This is a genomic window from Pseudomonas sp. Pdm06 (genome assembly GCF_014851795.1).
GTDB lineage: Bacteria > Pseudomonadota > Gammaproteobacteria > Pseudomonadales > Pseudomonadaceae > Aquipseudomonas > Aquipseudomonas fluorescens_AA.
The window spans coordinates 1-20,028 of sequence record NZ_JACVAH010000027.1 but is presented as its reverse complement, the minus strand read 5'-3'; the positions used below and the strand labels follow the sequence as shown (position 1 = coordinate 20,028).

Sequence of the window (20,028 nt, the reverse complement as noted above, 5' to 3'; positions counted from 1 at the left end):
CAAATACCGTTCACTTATGGGTTGTGTAGGTCCTTGTACCGAGGAAGCTTGTTCCTTCGCCACGGCAATGGCGGAACCTCTTCAACGCTTGCGCAACGCCTCCAACCGCGCCGGCAGGTCTTCCTCGGGAAAGCGCTTATGCAGCGCCAGCAGCTTCTCATCAGCGGCCTTGCTCTCACCCGCCTCGCGCAAGCGCAGGATTTCCATCAGGCCTTGCTCCAGCGATGGCAATGCTGCCGGCGCGGATTTGCTCATTTTCGCCGCGGGCTTTTCCGCCAAGGATTGCACAGGGCTTGCCGGGGCCCGGGCCAGTTCGCCCTGGGGTGCCATTCGGGTGATCGGGGCCGGGGCGGGCATGGCCGGTGGTGGTGTGGCGGCAACGGCAGGCGCTTGCCGATCGGCGGAAAACTCCATCGAGGCGGGTGAGGCCAGCTCCTCGTGGGGCACGGGTGAGCGCAATACCAGGCCGATCATCAGCGCCACACCGGCGACCGTGGCGAATGCCATTTGCCAGCGCGGCCGTTGGCAGGCTTGCAGCCAGCGTTGCCACAGGCTTGGCGTGGGTGTCGGTGCTTCGCGACGGGCGGTGGCCAGGATGAAGGCGTCCAGGGAGGCCGGCGGCTCGCCGCTGGTGTGTTGGCGGAAATGCTCGATCAGCACTTCGTCGTTGGGATCCGGAGTGTGTTTGGCGTCGATCATGCGGGTACCTCCTCGGCCAGCAGTCGCTGCAATTTCTGCTGGGCGTAACGCAAGCGGCTTTTGACCGTTTCCAGCGGGGCGCCGGTCAGGGCGGCAATCTGTGGCAGCTCCAGGTCGCCATGCAGGCGCAGCAGGAAGACCTCTCGCTGATCCTCGGGCAAGGCCTGCAACGCGGCGTCGAGACGCGCCTGGTCACGGCTCAGGCTCAGCTGCTGCTCGGGGCTGCCGGTGTCGTCGGGCTGGACGTGCAGTTGCTCGTCATAACTGTCGTGCAGCGGGTTGTGGACACCCTGTCTGCGCCAGTGGTCGATCAAGCGGTTGCGGGCAATCTGGAACAACCAGGTACGAAAACTCGCCCGGCCTTGTGGCTGGGTGGCGCTGCGAATCAGGCTGAGCCAGGTGTCCTGGAAAACTTCCTCGGCCAGCTCGGCTTTGTTGCTCAAGGACAGCAGGAAACGGTAAAGCCCTTGCCGATGGCGGGCGTACAGGACTTCGAAAGAAGCTCCGTCGCCATTGCGGTAGCGGGCCAGCAGCGATTCGTCGCTGGGAGAATCAAGCGCAGCGGGCATGTGGGGGGCGAACTCCTTTCCGGTCATTGCAACACAGTCCTGGCAGACAACAAGGGAGCCCTGTGGGAGCGAGCTTGCTCGCGATGGCGTCCGATCAGTCAATGACGAACATGATCGGTCTACTGCTATCGCGAGCAAGCTCGCTCCCACATTGATGATCCTCGTTGTAGTCAGGCTCAGCGCTTGGCCGCAGGCTCCAGGCTCTGGGCCAGTTCCACCAACTGCACAAACTCCGAGCGCAGCCCAAACGGATCATCACCGCGGGCCGAGCGCGCCAATTGCGCAGTGTCCTTCAAGGTCATCGTCCCAGTGTAGCGTCCATCACCCTTGAGCTGTTGGGCGAAGGCGGCAACAGCGGCCGAGAAACGCAGGTCATCGCTGGGCTTGCGGTCGTTCTGCACGCTGGCAATGGGATGTTCGATCAATCGACTGCTTCCGCCCTCGGCCGGCTTGTAGCGTACGCGCAACATCGCCAATTCGCCTGAGGTGCTCTGCGACTTGGGCGTGCTTGCATAGCGCAGTGGTTCCAACCAGCCCGGCGTGCCCTTCGGCACGATTTCATACAACGCCGTCACCGTATGCCCGGCGCCGATCTCGCCTGCGTCGACCTTGTCGTTGTTGAAATCCTCACGCTTCAACGCGCGGTTCTCATAGCCCAGCAGTCGATACTCACTGACCTGGGCGGGGTTGAACTCCACCTGCAACTTCACGTCCCGGGCGACCACCGCCAGGGTGGAACTGAGCTGGTCCACCAGGACCTTGCGCGCTTCGAGCAGGTTGTCGATGTAGGCGTAGTTACCGTCACCGGCGTCGGCCAATTGCTCCATCAGGTGCTCGTTGTAGTTATCCACACCGAAGCCCAGTGTCGTCAGGGAGACGCCGCTTTTACGCTGGTCCACCGCCATCTGCTTGAGGCTGTCGAAATCACTGACGCCGACGTTGAAGTCGCCATCGGTTGCCAGCAGGATGCGGTTGATGCCTTTGTCGATGAAACTCTCCCGCGCCATCTGATAGGCCAATTCGATACCCGAGGCACCTGCGGTGGAACCACCGGCGTCGAGTTGATCGATGGCGTTGCGGATTGCCGCCTTGTCGCGGCCCGAAGTGGGCTTGAGCACCACCCGGGATTCGCCGGCATAGACCACCAGGGACACCCGGTCCTGATCGCGCAATTGGTCCACCAGCAGTTTCAGCGTGCTCTTGACCAGCGGCAGGCCTTCGCGACGGTCCATGGAGCCGGAAACGTCCACCAGGAAGACCAGGTTGGCCGGCGCCAGGTCCGCCACGGCGCGGTCACTGGCCTTGATGCCGATGCGCAGCAAACGGGTGTGGGGGTTCCACGGTGAGGGGGCGACCTCGGTGGTCACACCGAAGGGCGAACCGTCGGTGGGGAGGGCGTAGCTGTACGGGAAATAATTGACCATTTCCTCCAGCCGCACAGCCCCTTCGGGCGGCAGGCTACCTTGGTTGAGGAACCGTCGCACATTGGCATAGCTGCCGGTATCGACATCCACGCTGAAGGTCGACACCGGCGTTTCGGCCACGCTGTGGATCGGGTTGTCCGGCAGCTTTTCGTACTGTTCACGCGGTTCGGCACGGTAACCCGCGGCGATGGCATCGTTCGCCACGCTGGGAGCGGGCATCGATGCCGGCTTCATGAGCATGCGCTTGACCGTCGACTCGGGCCCTTGGGCGATCTCGCCTTGCGGCACCACGCTGGGCGCCACAGGCACCGGTTCGGAGGACTGGGCAGCCTCTCGGGAGGAAGACAACCCACAGCCGGCCAACGCCACCAGCAAAGTCACGGCGAAGCCTTGGGCAGCAGGACGCATAAAGGGAAGTGGACGGAACATGGGCTGAACCTCGTGAATGAATGATTCGTACACAGGCTCAGACGCAAGGCACGCGCGGTTCGGGTTAACCGGTCGAAATTATTTTTCCGGCGGCTGACAACCCTCGCCATTTTCCTCTACAGCCCCTTGATACCTTTGCGGTTTTCCCTCAAGTTACCGCCCCCCGAGTCGAGACATTGAAGTGCCATCAACCCTATAAGGACATTCCGTGTTCAAAACGCTCCTCAAGGCCAGCGCCCTGGTCGCCACTCTATCGATGACCGGCTGCGTGTCCTACACCGTCACCGGCCCGGTGGGCGCCCCGCAGCACCCTGCTCCTGCGAGCAGCCCGCGTATCGCACAAATCGCCGATGTCGCCGTGACTGCACCCGATGTCAACGATGCAACCCGCACGGCCATCAGCCGCTCGCTCACGGCCCAGCTCAATCAGTACGTACAGACCGGCGGCTACTTCAAGCAGGTCACCGAATACCCAACGCGCCTGGGCGAGAATGACGTACTGCTCAAGTTCGACATGACCTCCCTCAAGGGCCATCGCGCCCCGCACCCAGGCTACTTCCCCGGCGCGTTGCTGACCCTGACGATCTGGATCTGGGTGAACGGCCCGATCTACGTCGACAGTTTCGATGTCGCCGGCAACCTGAAGATCGTCGACCGCGACGGCAAGGAACTGGCAGCGGCCAAGGAAGAGGTCAAGCTCGAGCGCAACGTTGGTTTGTACGGCCGCGAATATTGGGCGCCGACCATGGGCGCCCAACAGCTGAATCAGTTGGTCGCACAACTGCTGGACACCGCCACCGCGCGCCTGGCCAAACAATAAGGAGCAACACATGATGGGTTTCATCAAACACAGCCTGGTACTGGCCGCCGTCCTGCTGACCGGTTGCGTGTCCTACTCGCAACACGAATTGCCCGACGTGAAGACCTGGCCGCCAGCCGCCGCCACGCCAGCGGCCAAACCCAGCGCCTTCGTGCGCACCACCGCGCAGAACCAGGTCAACAGCGGCCCGGCCGTTGCCGCCTCGGGCGCCCAGGCCACCGCGTGGGAAACCTCCGTGGCCGAGACGTTCCGCGACTCCGGACGCTTCGCGCGGGTCAGCACCGACAAGGTCGAGTCGGACATCTACGCCGAAGCCACCTTGAGCAACAACGAGCAGTTCAGCATGGCCTCGGCCATCATCACCGGCGCGACCTTCTTCGTGATCCCGTCCACGGCCGAAAACACCTTCACCCTCGAAACGGTGTTCAAGGACAAGGACGGCAAGGAACTGGGGCGCGTGCAGAAGAGTGAATCGGTGCGCACCTGGATGCACTTGGTACTGATCTTTGGCATTCCGTTCCAGCAGGACACCCGCGACGTGGTGCAGGCGCTGACACGTAGTACGTTGGAAGAGGCGGTGCAGCGGCGGTTGCTGTAACACCACCCGTTGGCGTCACAGTGGCGAGGGAGCCAGCTCCCGCCGGGCTGCGAAGCGGCCCTTGCATGGGTGCTTCGCACTCAAGCGGGAGCAAGCCCCTCGCCACAGATCATTTCAACCTTGGACAGTATTGCGACCCACCTCACTCAGCCCCGATTTCCACCACGGTTTTTCCTTTCCCACGCCCCTCGGCTACCTGCGCAAAGGCCTCATTGACCTCCCCCAGGCCAAACCGGGTTTGATCCACCTTGATCCGCAACACTCCGGCCTCAACCAATGCGGCTGCCTCGCGCAAAATCTGGCCATGGTGCTCGCGGCCGTTGCCCGTCAGCAGCGGCAGCAACGTAAACACTCCAGAATAGCTTGCGCCCCGGAACGACAATGGTGCGAGGCTGTGCTGGCCCCAACCGAGGCAACTGAGCACATGGCCGGTGTAGGTTTTAACCGCGTTGAATGAAGCATCCAGGGTCGAGCCACCAACGGTGTCGTAGACGATGTCGAAGCCTTCGCCATCGGTGTACAGGCGCACGTAGCTGTCGGTGTCCTGGGTCCGATAGTCGATGGCTGAGGCGCCCAGTTCGCGGATGAAATCCAGGCTGCTGGCCGAGCCCGTAGCGTAGACCTCGGCGCCCCGGGCCTTGGCGATTTGCACGGCCATTTGGCCGACGCCCCCCGCGCCGTCATGAATCAGCACCTGTTGCCCGGCCCGGACGTTGGCGCGGTCTACCAATCCTTCCCAGGCCGTGATGAATGCCAGCGGCAAGGCGGCCGCTTCGCGCATGCTCAATGAACGGGGTTTGGGCGCAATCAGGCGGGCATCGACCGCGATGTACTCGGCCAGCGCGCCTTGCGCCCCGCCGATTCCGCCGGCCATGCCGAATACCTCGTCGCCAGGTGCGAAGTCATCCACGCCTTCGCCCCGCTCAACCACCGTCCCGGCCAGGTCGATCCCCAATACGGCGGGCAACGGCTGGCGTGCATGGGCACCGCCTCCCGCCGCGATCTTGGTATCCAGCGGGTTGATTCCGGCGGCATGCACCTTGATCAATACCTGGCCTTTGCCGGGAACGGGACGGGCGATGGAACGGACAATCAGCGGCGCCTGAGCGGTTTCGGCAACGGCGGCGAACATGGCGTTGTTCATGACGGTAAACCTCCAATAAGTGGGCAGGTTCATCATGCGAGCGAAGACGCATTCCGATAAGTGAGCAACAATGGATAGGATTTATTCCAGACAGAGGCCAAATCCTGATGGATCTGCTCGATGCAATGCAGGTGTTCGTGCGCGTAGTGGAGCGCGGTTCGTTCTCGGCGGTCGCCAGGGAGCTGAACCTGGGCCAACCGGCGGTGAGCAAGCAGATCCGCGCATTGGAGCAACATCTGGGCGGGGCGCTGTTTGCCCGCAGCACTCGCCATCTCGCGCTGACCGATCAGGGACAGCGCTTCTACACCGAGAGCAAGGACATACTCGCCAGCGTGGACGCCGCGCGGCTCAGTTTCGCCAGTGGCCAGGAACAGATCGCCGGCCTTCTGCGGGTGGCGGCGCCCGTCAGTTTCGGCCGGTTGTGTATCGCGCCCCTGGTGGGCGAGTTCCTGACCCATCACCCACAGCTTCGTATCGACTTGAGGCTGAGCGACCAGAACGAAGATGTATTGAAGGAAAACATCGACCTTGCCATTCGCATCGGCGTGGTGAAAAACGAAGGGCTGGTGGCGATTTCCCTCGGTGATAGCCCGCGCCGGGTGTACGCATCTCCTGCTTATCTGCAACAGCACGGCACGCCCCTCGAACCGGCCGACCTGGCCCGCCATAACTGTTTGGCGTTCACGCTGCTGGAGCATTACGACGTCTGGCGATTCGAGCAGGATGGCCTACAGCACAGCGTAACGATCAAGGGCAACGTCACCTGCAACAGCAGCGAGGCGATCCGGGAAATGGTGCTGTCGGGCCTGGGCGTTTCGCTTTCACCGCAGTGGTTGTTCGCAGCCGATGTCCGCCAGGGAACCGTCTGCCCCCTGCTTGCCGATTACCAACCGCTGGCGCTGCCCATCAGCGCCGTGTTCAGTCTCGACCGACGCCGCTCGGCACGAACCCGAGCCTTTGTGGATTTTTTGCGCGAGCGTCTTTGAGCAGCCGGATCAGGACTCACAGGCCAATGACGGCTGCGCAGCCTTGCCATGCCGTCCCGGGAAATACGCCGCCGCACCCACGCCTACCGCGCCCATCACCACGCAATACCCTACGCACACCCACGGGCTCCACGGCACCAGGGCGATCAGCATCAACGGTGTCATGCTGGCCCATAGCGCATAGGCGATGTTGTAGGTGAGCGAGATGCCCGACACGCGGATCTTCGGCGGGAACAGGCTGACCATCACCGACGGCACCGCGCCGACCACACCGCAACCCAGGCCGGCCACGGCGTAGGCCAGGCCCAGCCAGGCGCTGCCGCTGATCAGGCTGGCGTAGAGCACGGCAATGCCCAGGGGCAGCAGCAGGCTGTAGAGCATGACGGTGCGCCAGGCGCCGATGCGGTCGACGATGAGGCCGGCCAGGACGCAGCCGATGTTCAGGAAGACGATGCCCAGGCTGCTCAGGGCGAAGGTGTGGCTGGGCGTCATGCCGAAGCTTTTCTGCATCACGGTCGGGGTGATGACCACGAACACCACCACGGCAGAGGTCAGCACACAAGTCAGGATGGCGGCGGGCAGCAAAGCCTGGCGGTGGTCACGCAAGACCGTGCGCAACGGCAGTTCCGCAGCGCCTTCGCGATCGGCTTGCAGGGCCATGAAGATCGGCGTTTCGCTCAGCCAGCGGCGCAGCCAGACGCCGATCACACCGAAGACACCCCCCAGCAGGAACGGCAGGCGCCAGGCGTAATCGAGTATCTCCGCCGGTGTGTAGATCCGCGCCAGCGCCGTTGCGGTCAGGGCGCCCAGCAGGTAGCCGAAGGTCAGGCCGGCCTGGAGGAAACCCAGGGCATAGCCGCGATGATGCAGCGGCGCGTGTTCGGCCACGAATACCCAGGCGCTTGGCACCTCGCCGCCCACGGCCGCGCCCTGCAGGATACGCAGCGCCAGTAGCAGCAACGGGGCGAAATAGCCGATTTGCGCGTAGGTGGGCATCACCCCGATGAGCAGGCATGGCAAGGCCATCATCAGGATGCTCAGGCTGAACACTCGCTTGCGCCCCAGGCGATCGGCAAAGTGCGCCATGAGAATGCCGCCCAAGGGGCGAGCCAGGTAGCCGGTGGCGAAAATCCCGAAGCTTTGCAGCAGGCGCAGCCAATCGGGCATTTCCGGCGGGAAGAACAACTGGCTGAGGGTCAGGGCGAAGAACACGAAGATGATGAAATCGTAGATCTCCAGCGCACCGCCCAAGGCGGCCAGGCCCAGGGTCTTGTAATCGGATCGGCTGAATCGGTCACCGGGTGGAACAGGGGTGGCAGTCATAGGCGGATTTGAACGATAAGTTGAAAGAGGGCGACGGCTCAGTCGTCGCGATCAGTGTCCACCGGTTGCACCGGCGGCTGGCCTGGCTCGGCGTCTTCGGCCTCGTCGGCAGGCAGGAAATCCTTGCGGCTCTGGGCAATGGCCCGGCGTATTTCGTCGCCCTTGGTGGGGCAGTTCAGGAGGCGGGCGATGCCGTCGGGTTTCTGCGTCATCGCCATCCTCCGGCATGAGTGAACAGGGGCTCGATAGTGCTCGCTTTTGGCGCGCGATGCCAATTTTGTGTCTGGACGGCGCCATTGTGGCGGGGGGCTGCTTCGCAGCCCAGCGGGAGCAAGCTCCCTCGCCACAGGGGGTTTGCGTTGTTCGGGTCAGCGGTGGTAGCGGCGCACCACGCTGCTGTTGCGTAGGACGTGGCCTTTGATTTTTTCCATCAGCTGGGCCCGGGTGAGGCCGGCGGGGAAGGCTTCCGGCGGCAGGTCCAGGGCGAAGAGCTGGATCAGGTAATGGTGAGCGCTGTCGCCGATGGGCGGGCAAGGGCCGATGTAGCCGTGGGTATTCTTGCTGTTGATGCCGCTCATGCCTTCCAACGAAGACTTGGTACCGGCGCCCGCTGGAATCTGCCGGGTGGTGGCCTTGATGCCGTAGTGGATCCAGTGGTCGACACCCTGGCCCCTCTGGCCGTCCGGGTCCAACATGACGATGGCGTAGCTGAGGGTGCCCGGTGGGCCGGCGTTCCAGCTCAAGGCCGGGGAAATGTTCTTGCCACCACAGGTGTTGGCGTCACTGGCCGCCGCCGCGGTGAAGAGGCGGTCGTCCGACACGCCGGGGATACTGAGGGTAAAACGCTCCTCCGCCTGGGCTGCCCCTTGTGCGCACAGCACCAGGGCGACGGCCGCCAGCCAAGGGGTGAGAATGTTCAATCGAGTCATACCGGGGCACCTTGTGCGTGTCTGGCCATGGACGGCTTGCGAACTATAGCCGCAGCTTCGCCAAGGGTGCAGTGACAATTATGCTGAACCTCGTTCCGGCCCTCGACTCCAAAGGGAAACGCCTGCCGGAGAACGCTCATGTCTCTGCACCAAGTCGCCCGTTTCGCCGATGTTCGCGAAGACCGCGGCCTCGAAGTCAAAATCCACGACACGTCCATCCTGTTGCTGCGTTCAGGCGATCAGGTGCGCGCCTTCCAAGGTAAGTGCCCCCATGCAGGCGCACCACTGGCCAAGGGCGCGGTGTGCCATGGACGGCTGATTTGCCCGTGGCACAAGGCGGCATTCCGGGCTGAGGACGGCGCCCTGTGCGAGCCGCCAGCCCTCGACAGCCTGGCGCGCTATCACGTCGAAGTGCGCGGCGATGACATCTGGGTCGATGACCAACCGCTGCCGGCCGATAAAATTCCGCCGGCCGATGACGCGCGCACCTTTGTCATCATCGGCGCCGGAGCGGCCGGCACGGCTTGCGCGGCGGCGTTGCGGGAGAAGGGGTTTGGCGGCCGGATCCTGTTGATCGACCGCGAAGCCGAAGCCGGCTACGACCGTACGGTGCTGAGCAAGTATGTATTGGCCGGCGACATGCCGGTCAACGAGACGGCGCCGCTGCGCGATGAAACTTATTTCACCCAGCAACGTATCGAAAGGCTCCACGGCGAGGTCACGCATTTGGACCCCAGTGCCCGGCAAATCCAGCTCGCTGATGGCCGGCGCCTGGACTACGACGCCGCGCTCATTGCCACCGGCGGGGAGCCGAAGAAGCCAGCACTGCCCGGCATCGATTTGCCGCAAGTCTTCGTGCTGCGCTCGATTGCCCACGCCCGGCAGATTCTCGACACTGTCCGGCCAGGGCAACGGGCGGTGATCATTGGCGACAGTTTCATCGCCATGGAGGTCGCCTCGTCCCTGCGCAAGCGCGAGCTGAGCGTCACCGTCTTGGCCCGGCACCCGGTGCCATTCGCCGCGCAATTGGGCGAGAGCGTCGGTCAGGCCATCCTGGCCCGGCACCGGGCCAACGGCGTGGAGTACCGCACCGACGGCGAAGCGGCACGGATCGAGGGCGCGCACAAGGTCGAAGCCGTGGTGCTGGATAACGGCCAGCGTTTGGCTGCGGACCTGGTGATCGTCGGCATCGGCGTGCATCCGGCCACCGAGCCGTTTGCCCAGTTGCCACGGGAACAGGACCAGTCGCTGTCCGTTGACGCGGGCATGCGTGTGGCTGATGGCTTATGGGCCGTGGGTGATATCGCGACGTTCCCCCTCAACGGCACGCCTGTGCGCATCGAGCATTGGCGCCTGGCCCAGCAACAGGCACGCATCGCCGCCGCGAACATGCTCGGCGGCGACGAGCACTATCTGGACGTGCCGTTTTTCTGGACCTATCACTTTGGCAAACGCTACGACTACCTCGGGCACGCTGAACATTGGGACGAGGTGGAATTCAAGGGCACGCCCGAGCATCCGCCCTTTATCGCCCTGTTGGGCAAGGACGGCCTCGTTGCCGCCGCCGTGGCCTGCGATGAAGGCCGGGCCATGGCAGCGCTGGCCCAGCGCATGAAGCAACCGCTGCCGGTGGACGAGGCATGGCGGCTGGTTCGGGATTTCTCGTCGTAGATCTGTCCCACCCAATCCCCTGTGGGGGCGAGCTTGCTCGCGATGGCGGTGGATCAGCTTGCATCAATGCACAGACTGATCGGCCGGCAAGTGGATAACCCGTGGCCGCTCCAATGGCGCCAGGGGCGGTGGCTGCAAGTCCGGGCTGAGCAAATGGAAATGCGGCACGACGTGGCTGATATCGCCGTCCTGGTTGTTGTGGATGATCTTCGAGCCAGGCTGGCGCAGCGTGTCCAGGCGCTCGCCGGTCAACTTGAAACTGGCGCTCAAGCCCTGGTCATCCACCACCGGCGCCGGCAACCGGCGCTGGGCGAAGCTGCGGCTTTTGCGCTGTTGATAACGCGCCCAGGTAATCAGCAGCACCGCGTTGACCAACGCGATCCACCCATAGACCTGCAAAGTCCCCAGGGTGTCGAACAGCGACCCTCCCAGGCGCGGGCCGGCTTGGCTGTCGAGCAGCGGCCACAGCCCATTGACCAGCAAATACAGCAGCCCCACCCACGCCAGCACGGTGAAAAGCGCATCGATGACCACCAGAAAAGGCCGTTGCCGGGTCCTGACAATTTTCATCGGATCACTTCCTCTTCCTGATCATCGAACGGTTTGATACCGCGATCCGGACTGATCCAGCGCGCACGCTTCTGATGCTGCCCGAACAGCACTTTGGGAAAGCTCACCAGGGTGGTGAAGAGGCTGATCAGCCAGAACACCAACGGGTACCAGACCACCCAGAACATGATGTGCCACAGGCCTTTTTCGTAGCGCCGATCGATCAGGATGCTCACCGCGAACTGCAGCAGGCACACCACGGCCAGCAACAGGCCGGTGAAGGCTGGCGGCATCAGGTGATCCACGGCGATGGCCGCTGGCATTTCGACGAATTTGCCGGCGCCCCAGAAGATCACCGACAGCAGGAAGGTAAACGCCCAGCCGGTGGACAGGCAGTATTCGAACAGCAGCGGCCACAGGTAGCGATGGCGGTACTGCCAGATGCCACGGATGTTCTTGAACAGCACCTCGGCGCCCCCCTGGGCCCAGCGCAGGCGTTGCCGCCACAGGCCGCGCAAGGTTTCGGGCATGAGGATCCAGCACAGCGCGCGCGGCTCGTAGAAGATGCTCCAGTGATCCAGTTGCAGCTTCCAACTGATGTCGATGTCTTCGGTGATCATGTCCGGGCTCCAGTAGCCGACCCGGTGCAGGGCGGTGCGACGGAACGCGACGATCACGCCGGACACGGTGAAGATCCGCCCGAAGACCCGCTGGGTCCGCTTGATCAGGCCGATGATCGAGGAAAACTCGCCGACCTGGACCCGGCCTATCAAGGTCGAGCGGGTGCGGATGCGCGGGTTGCCGGTCACCGCGCCGAGGCGGGCGTTGTCCAGCATCGGCGCCACCAGGTAAGCACAAGTGTTCGGCGCCAGTAGCGCGTCACCGTCGATACACACCAGGTATTCGCTGCGCGCCGCGATGGCACCCATGCGCAGGGCCACGGCCTTGCCCTGGTTTTCCGCCAGGTGCAAGACGCGCAGGCGCGGGTCCTCGGCTGCCAGTTGGTCGAGCATCTGGGCGGTGTTGTCCTTGGAGCCGTCGTTGATGGCGATGACTTCGATGTTCGGATAATGCTGGCCCAGCGCCGCGTGAATGGTGTCGGCAACGTTGTCGCCTTCGTTGAAGCACGGGATCAGGATGCTGATCAGCGGCTCACCTGCCAGGGACGGTGGCAAGGTGTCGTCCTTCCACGGCCAGTGGCGTTCCCAGTGCAGCCAGAAATACAGGCCGCCGGCGATCCACAGCCCGGACATGAACAGCGGGTAAAAGAACACGAAGTCCATCAGGAATTGCCCGGTGACCAGGAAGATCAGGCCCAGGGGCACCCCAAGGACGATCGCCAGCACCAGCAGGGCGAGCAGTCTGTCGAGCATGTCAAGGATTCCACTTGTTGGAGAGCGCCGGCCGCACGGTTTTCACGGCGGGCTGGTCTTCGATGAAGTTGTCCGGGTAGTAGCCGAAGCTGGTCACGCCCTGGCGCTTGAGGCGCCCCATCCAGTCGGCCAGGAGTTCGCCGTCGATGTCGGTCACCGGTTGGCTGTCCCAATCTCGCGCCTGCAATTCGAACACCGTGCGCTTGAGTGCACCGGGCCGGCTTTTGACAGTCTGGACCAGACGTTCCAACCACGGGCCGGACTGCGCACGGGTCTGCTTTTCCATCAGCGGCATGGCCATCGGTGCCGTCCAGTCATAGGCGCCGAGGAAATCGTCGAGGTTCTGGGCGAACCAGGCTTCGCTTTGCGGGTTGAGCATCGGTTCGGCAAAGATATTGCGCGCCGTCAGCACCTGCGGACCACGAATCGCCCGGACCTTGGCGGTCAGCTCATGGGTGAAGTCGATCAGGTAGCGGCTCTTGAAACGGGTCCAGCGTTGCATCGCCGTAGGATCGTCCCGCAGGGCGGCAATGGATGTCGGCAAACCGTGGGCGGCATAGACTTTCAGGGCCGCGGGGCTGGCGTCCTCGAAGTCGGAAAACACCGCGTCGTCATGGTACAGAACGCCATCCAACGAACTCATCCGCGCCAGGTCCTCGTAGATCTCGCCGATGACCTTGCGCACGTTCGGGTCGAACGGCGACAGGCGCACGTATTGGTCCGGGGCGACGCCGGTCTTGCCGGTTTCCGGATCCCAGCGCTGTACCCGTGGCAGCTTCGCGTCCAAGGCGAAACTGAGCACTGGCATCCAGGCATAGACCTTGGCGTTGGCCCGAGTGCGCAGTTGCCACGCGACCCGGTCGAACAGATCGGCGCGTACCGGCAGGTGGCGGTTGGGGAAGTACAGCGAGTGCACGAGGCCGTCGCCTTTGGGATCGGCAAAGGCTTGCAGGAACACCGTATTGGCGCCCAGGTCGGAAATGCGCTGGACCAACTTGCCGACGTTGGCTTCCTGCTGCAACGGGTCCGGGTCGTAGACGTAATCCAGATCGACATGCACCACCCGCATCGGGTCAATCGTCTGTACGGACACGATGCTTTCGGCGAAATGGGCGCCATCCGGATCGGACGCCACCAGGAAGCGTGGGCCGCTCATCAGGTTATCCAGGCTGTCGAGGCCGTCCTCCAAGGTCAGGGCCATTTGATAGCCTTCGCTGCCAATCACCTGCAACGCAGTACCGTCGGCTTCACCGTAAGGCCAGACCCAAACGCGCGGGCTATAACCGGCGACCTTGCGGATTTTCTCGGAAATGGCCGCCACGTCCTTGCGCAAGCGCGCCTGGAAATCGGCCTCGGTCTCATAGCGACCGGTGGCCGGATCGTAGCGCCGGGTCGTCGCCGCAGGTTGCTGGTTGCCTTGCGGGTTGGCGAGGATGCCTTTGTGATTGGCATCGGTGTGGGCGGCGATTTCCACCAGGCCCGATTTCGACACCTCGCGAATCTGCTCCCAGGTCAGGAACTCGGAACGCTTGCGCGGCACCCCGGCGAAATCCACCGTCTGGTTCAGCGGCGTATCAACCCAACTGCCGACCGGAGCCAGGATGGCCGGCCAGTTATAGGCACGCAGGATGGGCATGACGCGGGTATAGAAGCTCGAATAGCCGTCGTCGAAACTCAGCAGCACCGCACGGGGCGGCAGTTCCGGGCCGCCATTGCGGGCCGTGATGATCTGGTCCACCGTGACCGGCTGGTAGTTGTTTTCCCGCAGCCACGCCAATTGCTCGATCAGCCGCTCGGTACGCACGGCCACCAGCGCCTGGTCCGGGTCTCGGTCGTCGACATCGTGGTAGGCGATGCCGAGCACATGGTTCTTCGGCCACGGGGCGTCATTGGCCGCCAGCGGACGTTGGGAAGGCGGCGTGAACGCCGGAGCTTGCTGGGCACAAGCGCTGATCAGCAAGACCCCCAGCAGAAGGATGAATCGCGAAATGACAGGCATCTTCAAACTCTTCTAGAAGCGATAGGTGAGGTCGACAAGCAGGCGCAAATCGCTTTCGCGATCGCCATCGTAGGGGCGGTTGAGCCAACTCAGCGCAGCACCTGCCTCTAGCACGTCGTTCCAGATGAAACGCTGGCCGTAGCCGAGCAATCCCATGGCCCCGGTGTTGTAGTCACGCTGGCTGTAGGTACCGGCACCGACCTGGAATTGCTGGCTCCACGTGGTTTCGTAGCGGCGATACAACACGTGGTTGGCGCTCACGGTCGGCATGACGCTGAAATCCGCTTTCGGGTTGAAATAAGGCACTTCGTTGGAGCCGCTGTTGCGGCTGGCGCCGACCTCCAGACCCAGCTCCACTTGCAGGCGCGGCGTACTGTAGATGCCCTCGCGGCCGGTCAGTTGGGTTTCGAGGCGGTTGTTGCCGTCACTGAAATGGGACGGGCTCACCGCCAATCGCCACTCGCGGCTTTCATTGGCCCGCCAACGGACGAAACCACTCCCGCCGTTGGCGCGGATGCCGCTGTTGAGCGCCCGCAGCGGGGTATTGGCCGAGAGATAATCCAGGCTGCCGCCGTATTGCCAGTGGTCGTCGATGTCTCGGGCCACGGCCACGCGCGCGCCTTGCTTGTCGCCGGAACCATAAGAGTGATTGGAGACCTCGGCCTCCAGGGTCATGTCCCGGGTGCGACGCTCCACGCCCAGGCGCTGCCAACGGTGGTGGCCAGTGCCTTCCTCGAAATCACCGGTGGCGTAGCCGGCACCGCCGAACAACCGCCAGTCTTCATCGATAGGCGGGCTGTAGAGCAACGTTTCGATACCAAAGTCCCGGCTGCCAGTGACTGCACCGGCATCACCGTTGCCACCGCCATAGCTCTTGCCGGTGTAGGCCTCGATGCGCAGCTCGGCCATGTCGTGTACCTCGCGCTGGCGCTGCAGACGTTTGACATGGGCGTTTTCCGGGTAGCGGGCGACCACGTCGTCGGTCAGTGCATCCAGCTGCCGCCACTCCTGCAAATCCATGGCGGCGCGGGCCTGGGCGATTTCCAGGTCACGGTTGCGCGGAATCGTCGCCTCGACTTCTTTGAGCAGGTTTTCCGAACGGCGCGGCCAGTCGCGGGCCTGGTACAGATCGGCCTGGGCCAGGCGCATACCAGTGTTGCCAGGGCCCTGGCTGACCAGGGTTTCCAGGCTCGCTTCGGCAGAGGGCAAGTCGGCGCCGTACGTGCCGGCCTGGGCGGCGAGTTGCTGGGCGTCCATCCATTCATCGTTGGGATTGCCGATCGGCAGGCCCTTGAGTTCGATGCGCGGACGCTGGGCTTTCGCCATGTCTTCGGCCAGTGCGCGGGCCTCTTCGGACTTTTCACTCTCCAGCAACGCATAGTAGAGCGCGGTGCTGTCTTCAAAACGCTCCGCGGGGTCGGCATCCGGCGCAGTCAGGACCCGGCGGTACAGCTCGACGGCGATCTCCGGCTCACGCTGTTCCAGATAGGAAGAGGCCACCCAGCGCAGGGCATAAGTGGGAATGCTCACGCCCTCGGCGATCAGCTTCTGGTATTCGGCAATCACTTCTGCTCGACGGGCGCGGGCATTGAGCGCGCCCATGCGATCGATGCGCCAACGGAGTACGTCGTCATGGGCCTCGGTCACTGGGGTCCAGGTGGCGAGCAACTTGTCGTAGTCGGCCAGGGCGCGCTCGGCAATGACGAAGCGCTCCTGTTCGCTGCGGCTGGCCATGTCCGCCAGGCGCACCCGTTCAGCGGCGACGTCACCCTCCAGGCGTCGTTGCACGCCACGGTCGATCAGCCCCGGCTGCAGACGCGCCAGGCGCAGCGCCGGCTCTGGCAGCCGTGCGCGTTGCAGGGCGTAGATGTATTCGCGCGCTACCTCTGGGCTGTTGCCGGCGCGCGTGAAGGCCTGGTCGTATTCGAACAGCGCTTCGTGGGGACTGTTGGCGCGGGTCAAGGCATAACCCAGTGCCAGTCGACGCATCGGATCTGTCGGCTTGGCAGCGACCAGGGCCTTGGCGCGGGTGACGGCTTCGTCGGGCTGCCCCGCATCGGCCTGGGTCAAGGCCAGGCCGAGTTGCAGGTCGGGGTTCTGGGGGGCGAGAGCCAAAGCCTGGCGGTATAGCTCGGCCGCCGAATCCCAACGCTTGAGGTTGCGATAGGCTCGAGCCGTCGCAGTCAGCGCCTGGACGGGCAGCGCTCGATTGCGCCCCTGAGTCTCATAGACCGACACCACCTCGCTATCGAGGCCGGCCCAGCTGGCGATCTGCAGGTGGTCACTGATCTGCGCGGCGCTGGCCTGGCCGGCCGGCACCTGGCGCAACGCAGTCAGCGCAGGGGTGTAATGGCCGGCACGGGCGTCGAGCACCATTTGGTCATAGGCGGTATCGGCAAACGCCAGCATCGGCCAGCACAACTGGCTGCACAGCGCGACGCGAAACAACGGGCGCAAACCACGTTGAATAAAAGGACCCACAGTACGCGGCATTCGTCAGCATCCTTACATGGCCAGCCGGGTCGCAGTGCCCCCTTGCCCATCAAACAGGAAGCCGGATCAAAGGAATCCAGCCAAGCTCTAATGGGCCTAGTCTTGCACTCTCAGGCGGGTCATCTTCAGGAACGCCACAATTCTTCAGAATCGATACAGATTTCGGCCCAGGGTTGATCCGTGGGCATAAAAAAACCCGGCCGTGCGTCATGCACGGGCCGGGTCTTGGGTGTGACTTGAACGGGCTTACTGGATGGCGACGCCGCCGCCCAGTTTGCTCATCACAAATGCCGAGAATTGTTCAACGGTCATTTTCTGGCCATTGAAATCGACCTGGTTGTTGGCGTAGTGCAACTTGGTGACAACGTCGTTGCCTTCAAGGGTCGCCAATTGAGTGCCGACGGCCATGGCGCTGAACATATCGCTGGTAGCGGTGGCTTGATCGGCGATCAGCTTGGCATCCGTCTGGCCTTCCATTTGTGCCTGCACGGTCATCAGGTCGACCAGCATCGGCTTGGAAACCTTGAGATTGAAATCCAGCAGGGCGAGCAACTGACGTCCCAATTCCTCCGGCGGCAGGTCCATGGACTGCGGCTTGGTCAGATCAACGATCAGGCTGGCACGGCTTTCACCGTTGGCGGTACTGAACGACAGATTTTCCAAGGCCACCTGCGGGGCACCGGCCAAGAGTTTTTCCAGATCGGCTTTGACCTGTGCTTCCTCAGCTTCGGTCAGGCTCAACTCTGGCGTCGGTTCACCGGCTGCAGCGGCTTCAGCGGCCGCTTTTTCGTAGGGCTGCAGCTTGGTCTGGTAGATCTGCATCAGCGACATGGTGGCCGGGATGTCCAGATTCTTCAGACTGACCGCCATCTGCGCCGAACCAATGGTCTTGTCGTTGAACGACAACTCACCGATCTTGTAATCGGCACGCCCCGAAGCACTGGTGCCGTTCTCGCTGCTGCTGTTCTTCATTTCGAAGTTCTTCAGGCCCAGCACCGACTTCGGCTCACCAAACGTGGCCTTGGTGCTGCTCATCAGCAGGGTGTTGTCACCCATGTAGTAACCGTATGAGCTTTTGCTCAGGTTACTGGCCAATGTCAGGCCGTTCAGCTCGACCTGCACCGGCGTCTGGTCTTCGGCAACGGTGGTCAACTTGAAGCTGTCCATGTAGCCGTCAGCCTTGACCTTCTGGCCTTGGGCGCTGGCGGCCAGGTCGATCTTAAGACCGGAGAAGGTGAGCTGGGACTGCTCATCCAACTTGGTGTCCAACGGCAGCAGCTCGTAGGTGCCGTTGATAGATTCGTCGTAACCCAGGTTGACCACACCTTTGAGCGGCGACTGGTCCTTGGTCGCAGCGAACCACTTGTCAGTCAGTGGATTGCGCTCAAGAGCGGTGTGACTGGTGGCCATGACCGGCAGCCACTTGAGCGTAATCAAACGCGAGAATGGCAGCGGGCCGTGCTCGATCCGGTCGACGAAGAGCAGCTCGACCGACTCACCACCGAACATCTCGCCTTCGCCTTTGAGACGGTAGTGGGCGGTGCTGCTGAATGTGCCACGGTCCATGGAAACCAGCTCCAGGGCGGCAGTGCTGTTGGACCCGGACAAGGCTGTCTGCATCTGCTTATTGCTATCGGCAATAGCATTTTTCAACACGCCTTCGAGTTTGGTCCCGGTGTACCAGGCGCCGCCCGCGCTGATAGCGCCGACAGCCACAACGATTCCCAGAAGTACGCTTGCTGATTTATTCATGAGTGACCCGATCGATATCCATGGTTGAAGAAAGCCGTCGTCTTCCCTGACCCGCCAAAGGGGTGGCTCGACGCCGCAAAGAGGAGGGGAGATTACCATCAGGCACCCTTGCGGGCCCAATGTTTATAGGGGTAAAAACGTTTTCTTGAGAGGTGGTCTACGAATATTGGACTTCAATCTCATCGAGCTGATGGTCGAAAGTCTTGAGGCGGGCCGTCCAGGTGTACACCAGCACTTCAAAATCGCGATTGATCACCGCCGCACCCGATGACTCTGCGCGCGAATCGCAAAAGTCCAGTTGATAGCGCTCCCGGGCCATGGCGTTAGCCACGTCGCACAATTCACGGGCATTGTTGAGCCAGTGCCAGCCATCCTGGGTGACCTGCTTGTCCAGGGCCGCGCACTGGACTTTCAGGGCTTCCAGGCTTTTTTCCAGCGGGGTACCGGTGAGCTCGCCCATGACCTCCTGGAATGTGCGGCCGGGTTGCCAGTAACTGCCCCAGAAATAACGGTCAAACACCGTTTCGACGCGGCGCAATGCGACCTTGGTGTCCCAAATCAGCACCAGGGTCTTGCCTTGCTCGAGGTGTTTTTTCTTGATGCGTTGGCCCTGAAGCGAAGCCCAGGCCACGATTGCGATGGATATCACACCAATCAACGCTGCCGCGCTATCGAGGAACAGTAGCGCCTTGTCGATTTGATGAGTGAGCATGACGCCATAGAAATAAGTGGCCGAAAGCAGCAGCAATGCTGCGGTGGCGCACCAAAAGCCGGGAGCATAAGGGTTTTTCATTATTGGAATCCCCATGACCAGTGACGTCGTGGGCCCTCTTGGTCGCCAGGGCCCGACTCTCACAGCATAGCAACGGCATGAGGGGTTTGCCGGAGCATCAGAGGCTCGATCCGATTACCGGCCCAAAACGACAAAACCCCTGTCTGCTGAGGCAGACAGGGGTTCTGGGAATTCAATCTTGACGATGACCTACTCTCACATGGGGAAACCCCACACTACCATCGGCGATGCATCGTTTCACTGCTGAGTTCGGGATGGGATCAGGTGGTTCCAATGCTCTATAGTCGTCAAGAAATTCTGTGTCCGACCCGTTCAACAACAACGTGTCGGTAAAATCGATGATCTCTACTAAAAACAAAACCCCTACCTGCGTCAGCAGATAGGGGTTTCGGAATTTAATCTTGACGATGACCTACTCTCACATGGGGAAACCCCACACTACCATCGGCGATGCATCGTTTCACTTCTGAGTTCGGG

At 62.6% G+C, this 20,028-nt stretch carries 17 protein-coding genes and 1 rRNA gene; 4 read left to right on the top strand and 14 right to left on the bottom strand.

Translation table 11 applies throughout. The features are described from left to right. Positions 1–81: 81 nt before the first annotated feature. The 3 genes from IB266_RS29815 to IB266_RS29805 form a co-directional block, all read right to left on the bottom strand. On the bottom strand, positions 82–699 hold the full coding sequence (locus IB266_RS29815) for a hypothetical protein (RefSeq protein ID WP_192264252.1): 618 nt from the start codon (positions 697–699) through the stop codon (positions 82–84). Then, positions 696–1,268: an RNA polymerase sigma factor gene (locus IB266_RS29810; RefSeq protein ID WP_060739771.1), complete on the bottom strand. Its 573-nt coding sequence runs from the start codon at positions 1,266–1,268 to the stop codon at positions 696–698. Before IB266_RS29810 ends, IB266_RS29815 begins: the two co-directional genes overlap by 4 nt. A 176-nt stretch (positions 1,269–1,444) precedes the next feature. Beyond that, a complete protein-coding gene (locus tag IB266_RS29805; protein WP_192264249.1) occupies positions 1,445–3,121 on the bottom strand; it encodes a vWA domain-containing protein in 1,677 nt (558 codons plus the stop codon). A gap of 208 nt (positions 3,122–3,329) precedes the next feature. Between IB266_RS29805 and IB266_RS29800 the strand changes: the two genes are divergently transcribed. Then, complete coding sequence (locus IB266_RS29800) at positions 3,330–3,941, top strand: hypothetical protein (RefSeq protein WP_192264246.1); 612 nt, start codon at positions 3,330–3,332, stop codon at positions 3,939–3,941. Between the two features lie 10 nt (positions 3,942–3,951). Beyond that, a complete protein-coding gene (locus IB266_RS29795; RefSeq protein ID WP_060739774.1) occupies positions 3,952–4,539 on the top strand; it encodes a hypothetical protein in 588 nt (195 codons plus the stop codon). A gap of 142 nt (positions 4,540–4,681) precedes the next feature. Here the strand turns inward: IB266_RS29795 and IB266_RS29790 are convergent, their stop codons facing one another. Continuing rightward, positions 4,682–5,683, bottom strand: coding sequence for a zinc-dependent alcohol dehydrogenase family protein (locus IB266_RS29790; protein WP_192264243.1), 1,002 nt, complete (start codon positions 5,681–5,683; stop codon positions 4,682–4,684). A 107-nt stretch (positions 5,684–5,790) separates the two neighbouring features. On the opposite strand from IB266_RS29790, the gene IB266_RS29785 reads away from it, so the two are divergent. Further along, the gene (locus IB266_RS29785; RefSeq protein WP_192264240.1) at positions 5,791–6,669 is read left to right on the top strand and encodes a LysR family transcriptional regulator; all 879 of its coding nucleotides are present in this window, start codon (positions 5,791–5,793) and stop codon (positions 6,667–6,669) included. Positions 6,670–6,678: 9 nt separating this feature from the next. On the opposite strand, the gene IB266_RS29780 is transcribed toward IB266_RS29785, so the two are convergent. The 3 genes from IB266_RS29780 to IB266_RS29770 all read right to left on the bottom strand — a co-directional run bounded on the left by IB266_RS29780 (position 6,679) and on the right by IB266_RS29770 (position 8,921). Then, positions 6,679–7,992, bottom strand: coding sequence for an MFS transporter (locus tag IB266_RS29780; RefSeq protein ID WP_192264237.1), 1,314 nt, complete (start codon positions 7,990–7,992; stop codon positions 6,679–6,681). Positions 7,993–8,030: 38 nt separating this feature from the next. Then, a complete protein-coding gene (locus tag IB266_RS29775) occupies positions 8,031–8,204 on the bottom strand; it encodes a hypothetical protein (protein ID WP_163006770.1) in 174 nt (57 codons plus the stop codon). A 156-nt stretch (positions 8,205–8,360) separates the two neighbouring features. After that, the gene (locus IB266_RS29770) at positions 8,361–8,921 is read right to left on the bottom strand and encodes a YbhB/YbcL family Raf kinase inhibitor-like protein (RefSeq protein ID WP_060739778.1); all 561 of its coding nucleotides are present in this window, start codon (positions 8,919–8,921) and stop codon (positions 8,361–8,363) included. Between the two features lie 138 nt (positions 8,922–9,059). Here IB266_RS29770 and IB266_RS29765 point away from each other — a divergent pair, with 138 nt between their 5' ends. Continuing rightward, positions 9,060–10,592 carry an apoptosis inducing factor family protein gene (locus IB266_RS29765; protein WP_192264233.1) on the top strand — a complete coding sequence of 511 codons (1,533 nt, stop codon included), beginning with the start codon at positions 9,060–9,062 and terminating at the stop codon, positions 10,590–10,592. A 63-nt stretch (positions 10,593–10,655) separates the two neighbouring features. On the opposite strand, the gene pgaD is transcribed toward IB266_RS29765, so the two are convergent. The 7 genes from pgaD to rrf all read right to left on the bottom strand — a co-directional run bounded on the left by pgaD (position 10,656) and on the right by rrf (position 19,843). After that, the gene (gene pgaD, locus IB266_RS29760; protein ID WP_060739780.1) at positions 10,656–11,162 is read right to left on the bottom strand and encodes a poly-beta-1,6-N-acetyl-D-glucosamine biosynthesis protein PgaD; all 507 of its coding nucleotides are present in this window, start codon (positions 11,160–11,162) and stop codon (positions 10,656–10,658) included. Continuing rightward, positions 11,159–12,514: a poly-beta-1,6-N-acetyl-D-glucosamine synthase gene (gene pgaC, locus IB266_RS29755; RefSeq protein ID WP_092204979.1), complete on the bottom strand. Its 1,356-nt coding sequence runs from the start codon at positions 12,512–12,514 to the stop codon at positions 11,159–11,161. The genes pgaD and pgaC overlap by 4 nt, the downstream gene beginning before the upstream one ends. Position 12,515: 1 nt before the next feature. Beyond that, complete coding sequence (gene pgaB / locus IB266_RS29750; protein ID WP_192264230.1) at positions 12,516–14,513, bottom strand: poly-beta-1,6-N-acetyl-D-glucosamine N-deacetylase PgaB; 1,998 nt, start codon at positions 14,511–14,513, stop codon at positions 12,516–12,518. A 12-nt stretch (positions 14,514–14,525) separates the two neighbouring features. Continuing rightward, a complete protein-coding gene (pgaA, locus tag IB266_RS29745; RefSeq protein ID WP_192264226.1) occupies positions 14,526–17,006 on the bottom strand; it encodes a poly-beta-1,6 N-acetyl-D-glucosamine export porin PgaA in 2,481 nt (826 codons plus the stop codon). A gap of 246 nt (positions 17,007–17,252) precedes the next feature. Then, a complete protein-coding gene (locus IB266_RS29740) occupies positions 17,253–18,758 on the bottom strand; it encodes a YdgA family protein (protein ID WP_192264222.1) in 1,506 nt (501 codons plus the stop codon). A gap of 157 nt (positions 18,759–18,915) precedes the next feature. Next, positions 18,916–19,551: a hypothetical protein gene (locus IB266_RS29735; RefSeq protein WP_060739785.1), complete on the bottom strand. Its 636-nt coding sequence runs from the start codon at positions 19,549–19,551 to the stop codon at positions 18,916–18,918. Positions 19,552–19,727: 176 nt separating this feature from the next. Beyond that, positions 19,728–19,843, bottom strand: a 5S ribosomal RNA gene (gene rrf, locus IB266_RS29730). Positions 19,844–20,028 lie beyond the last annotated feature (185 nt).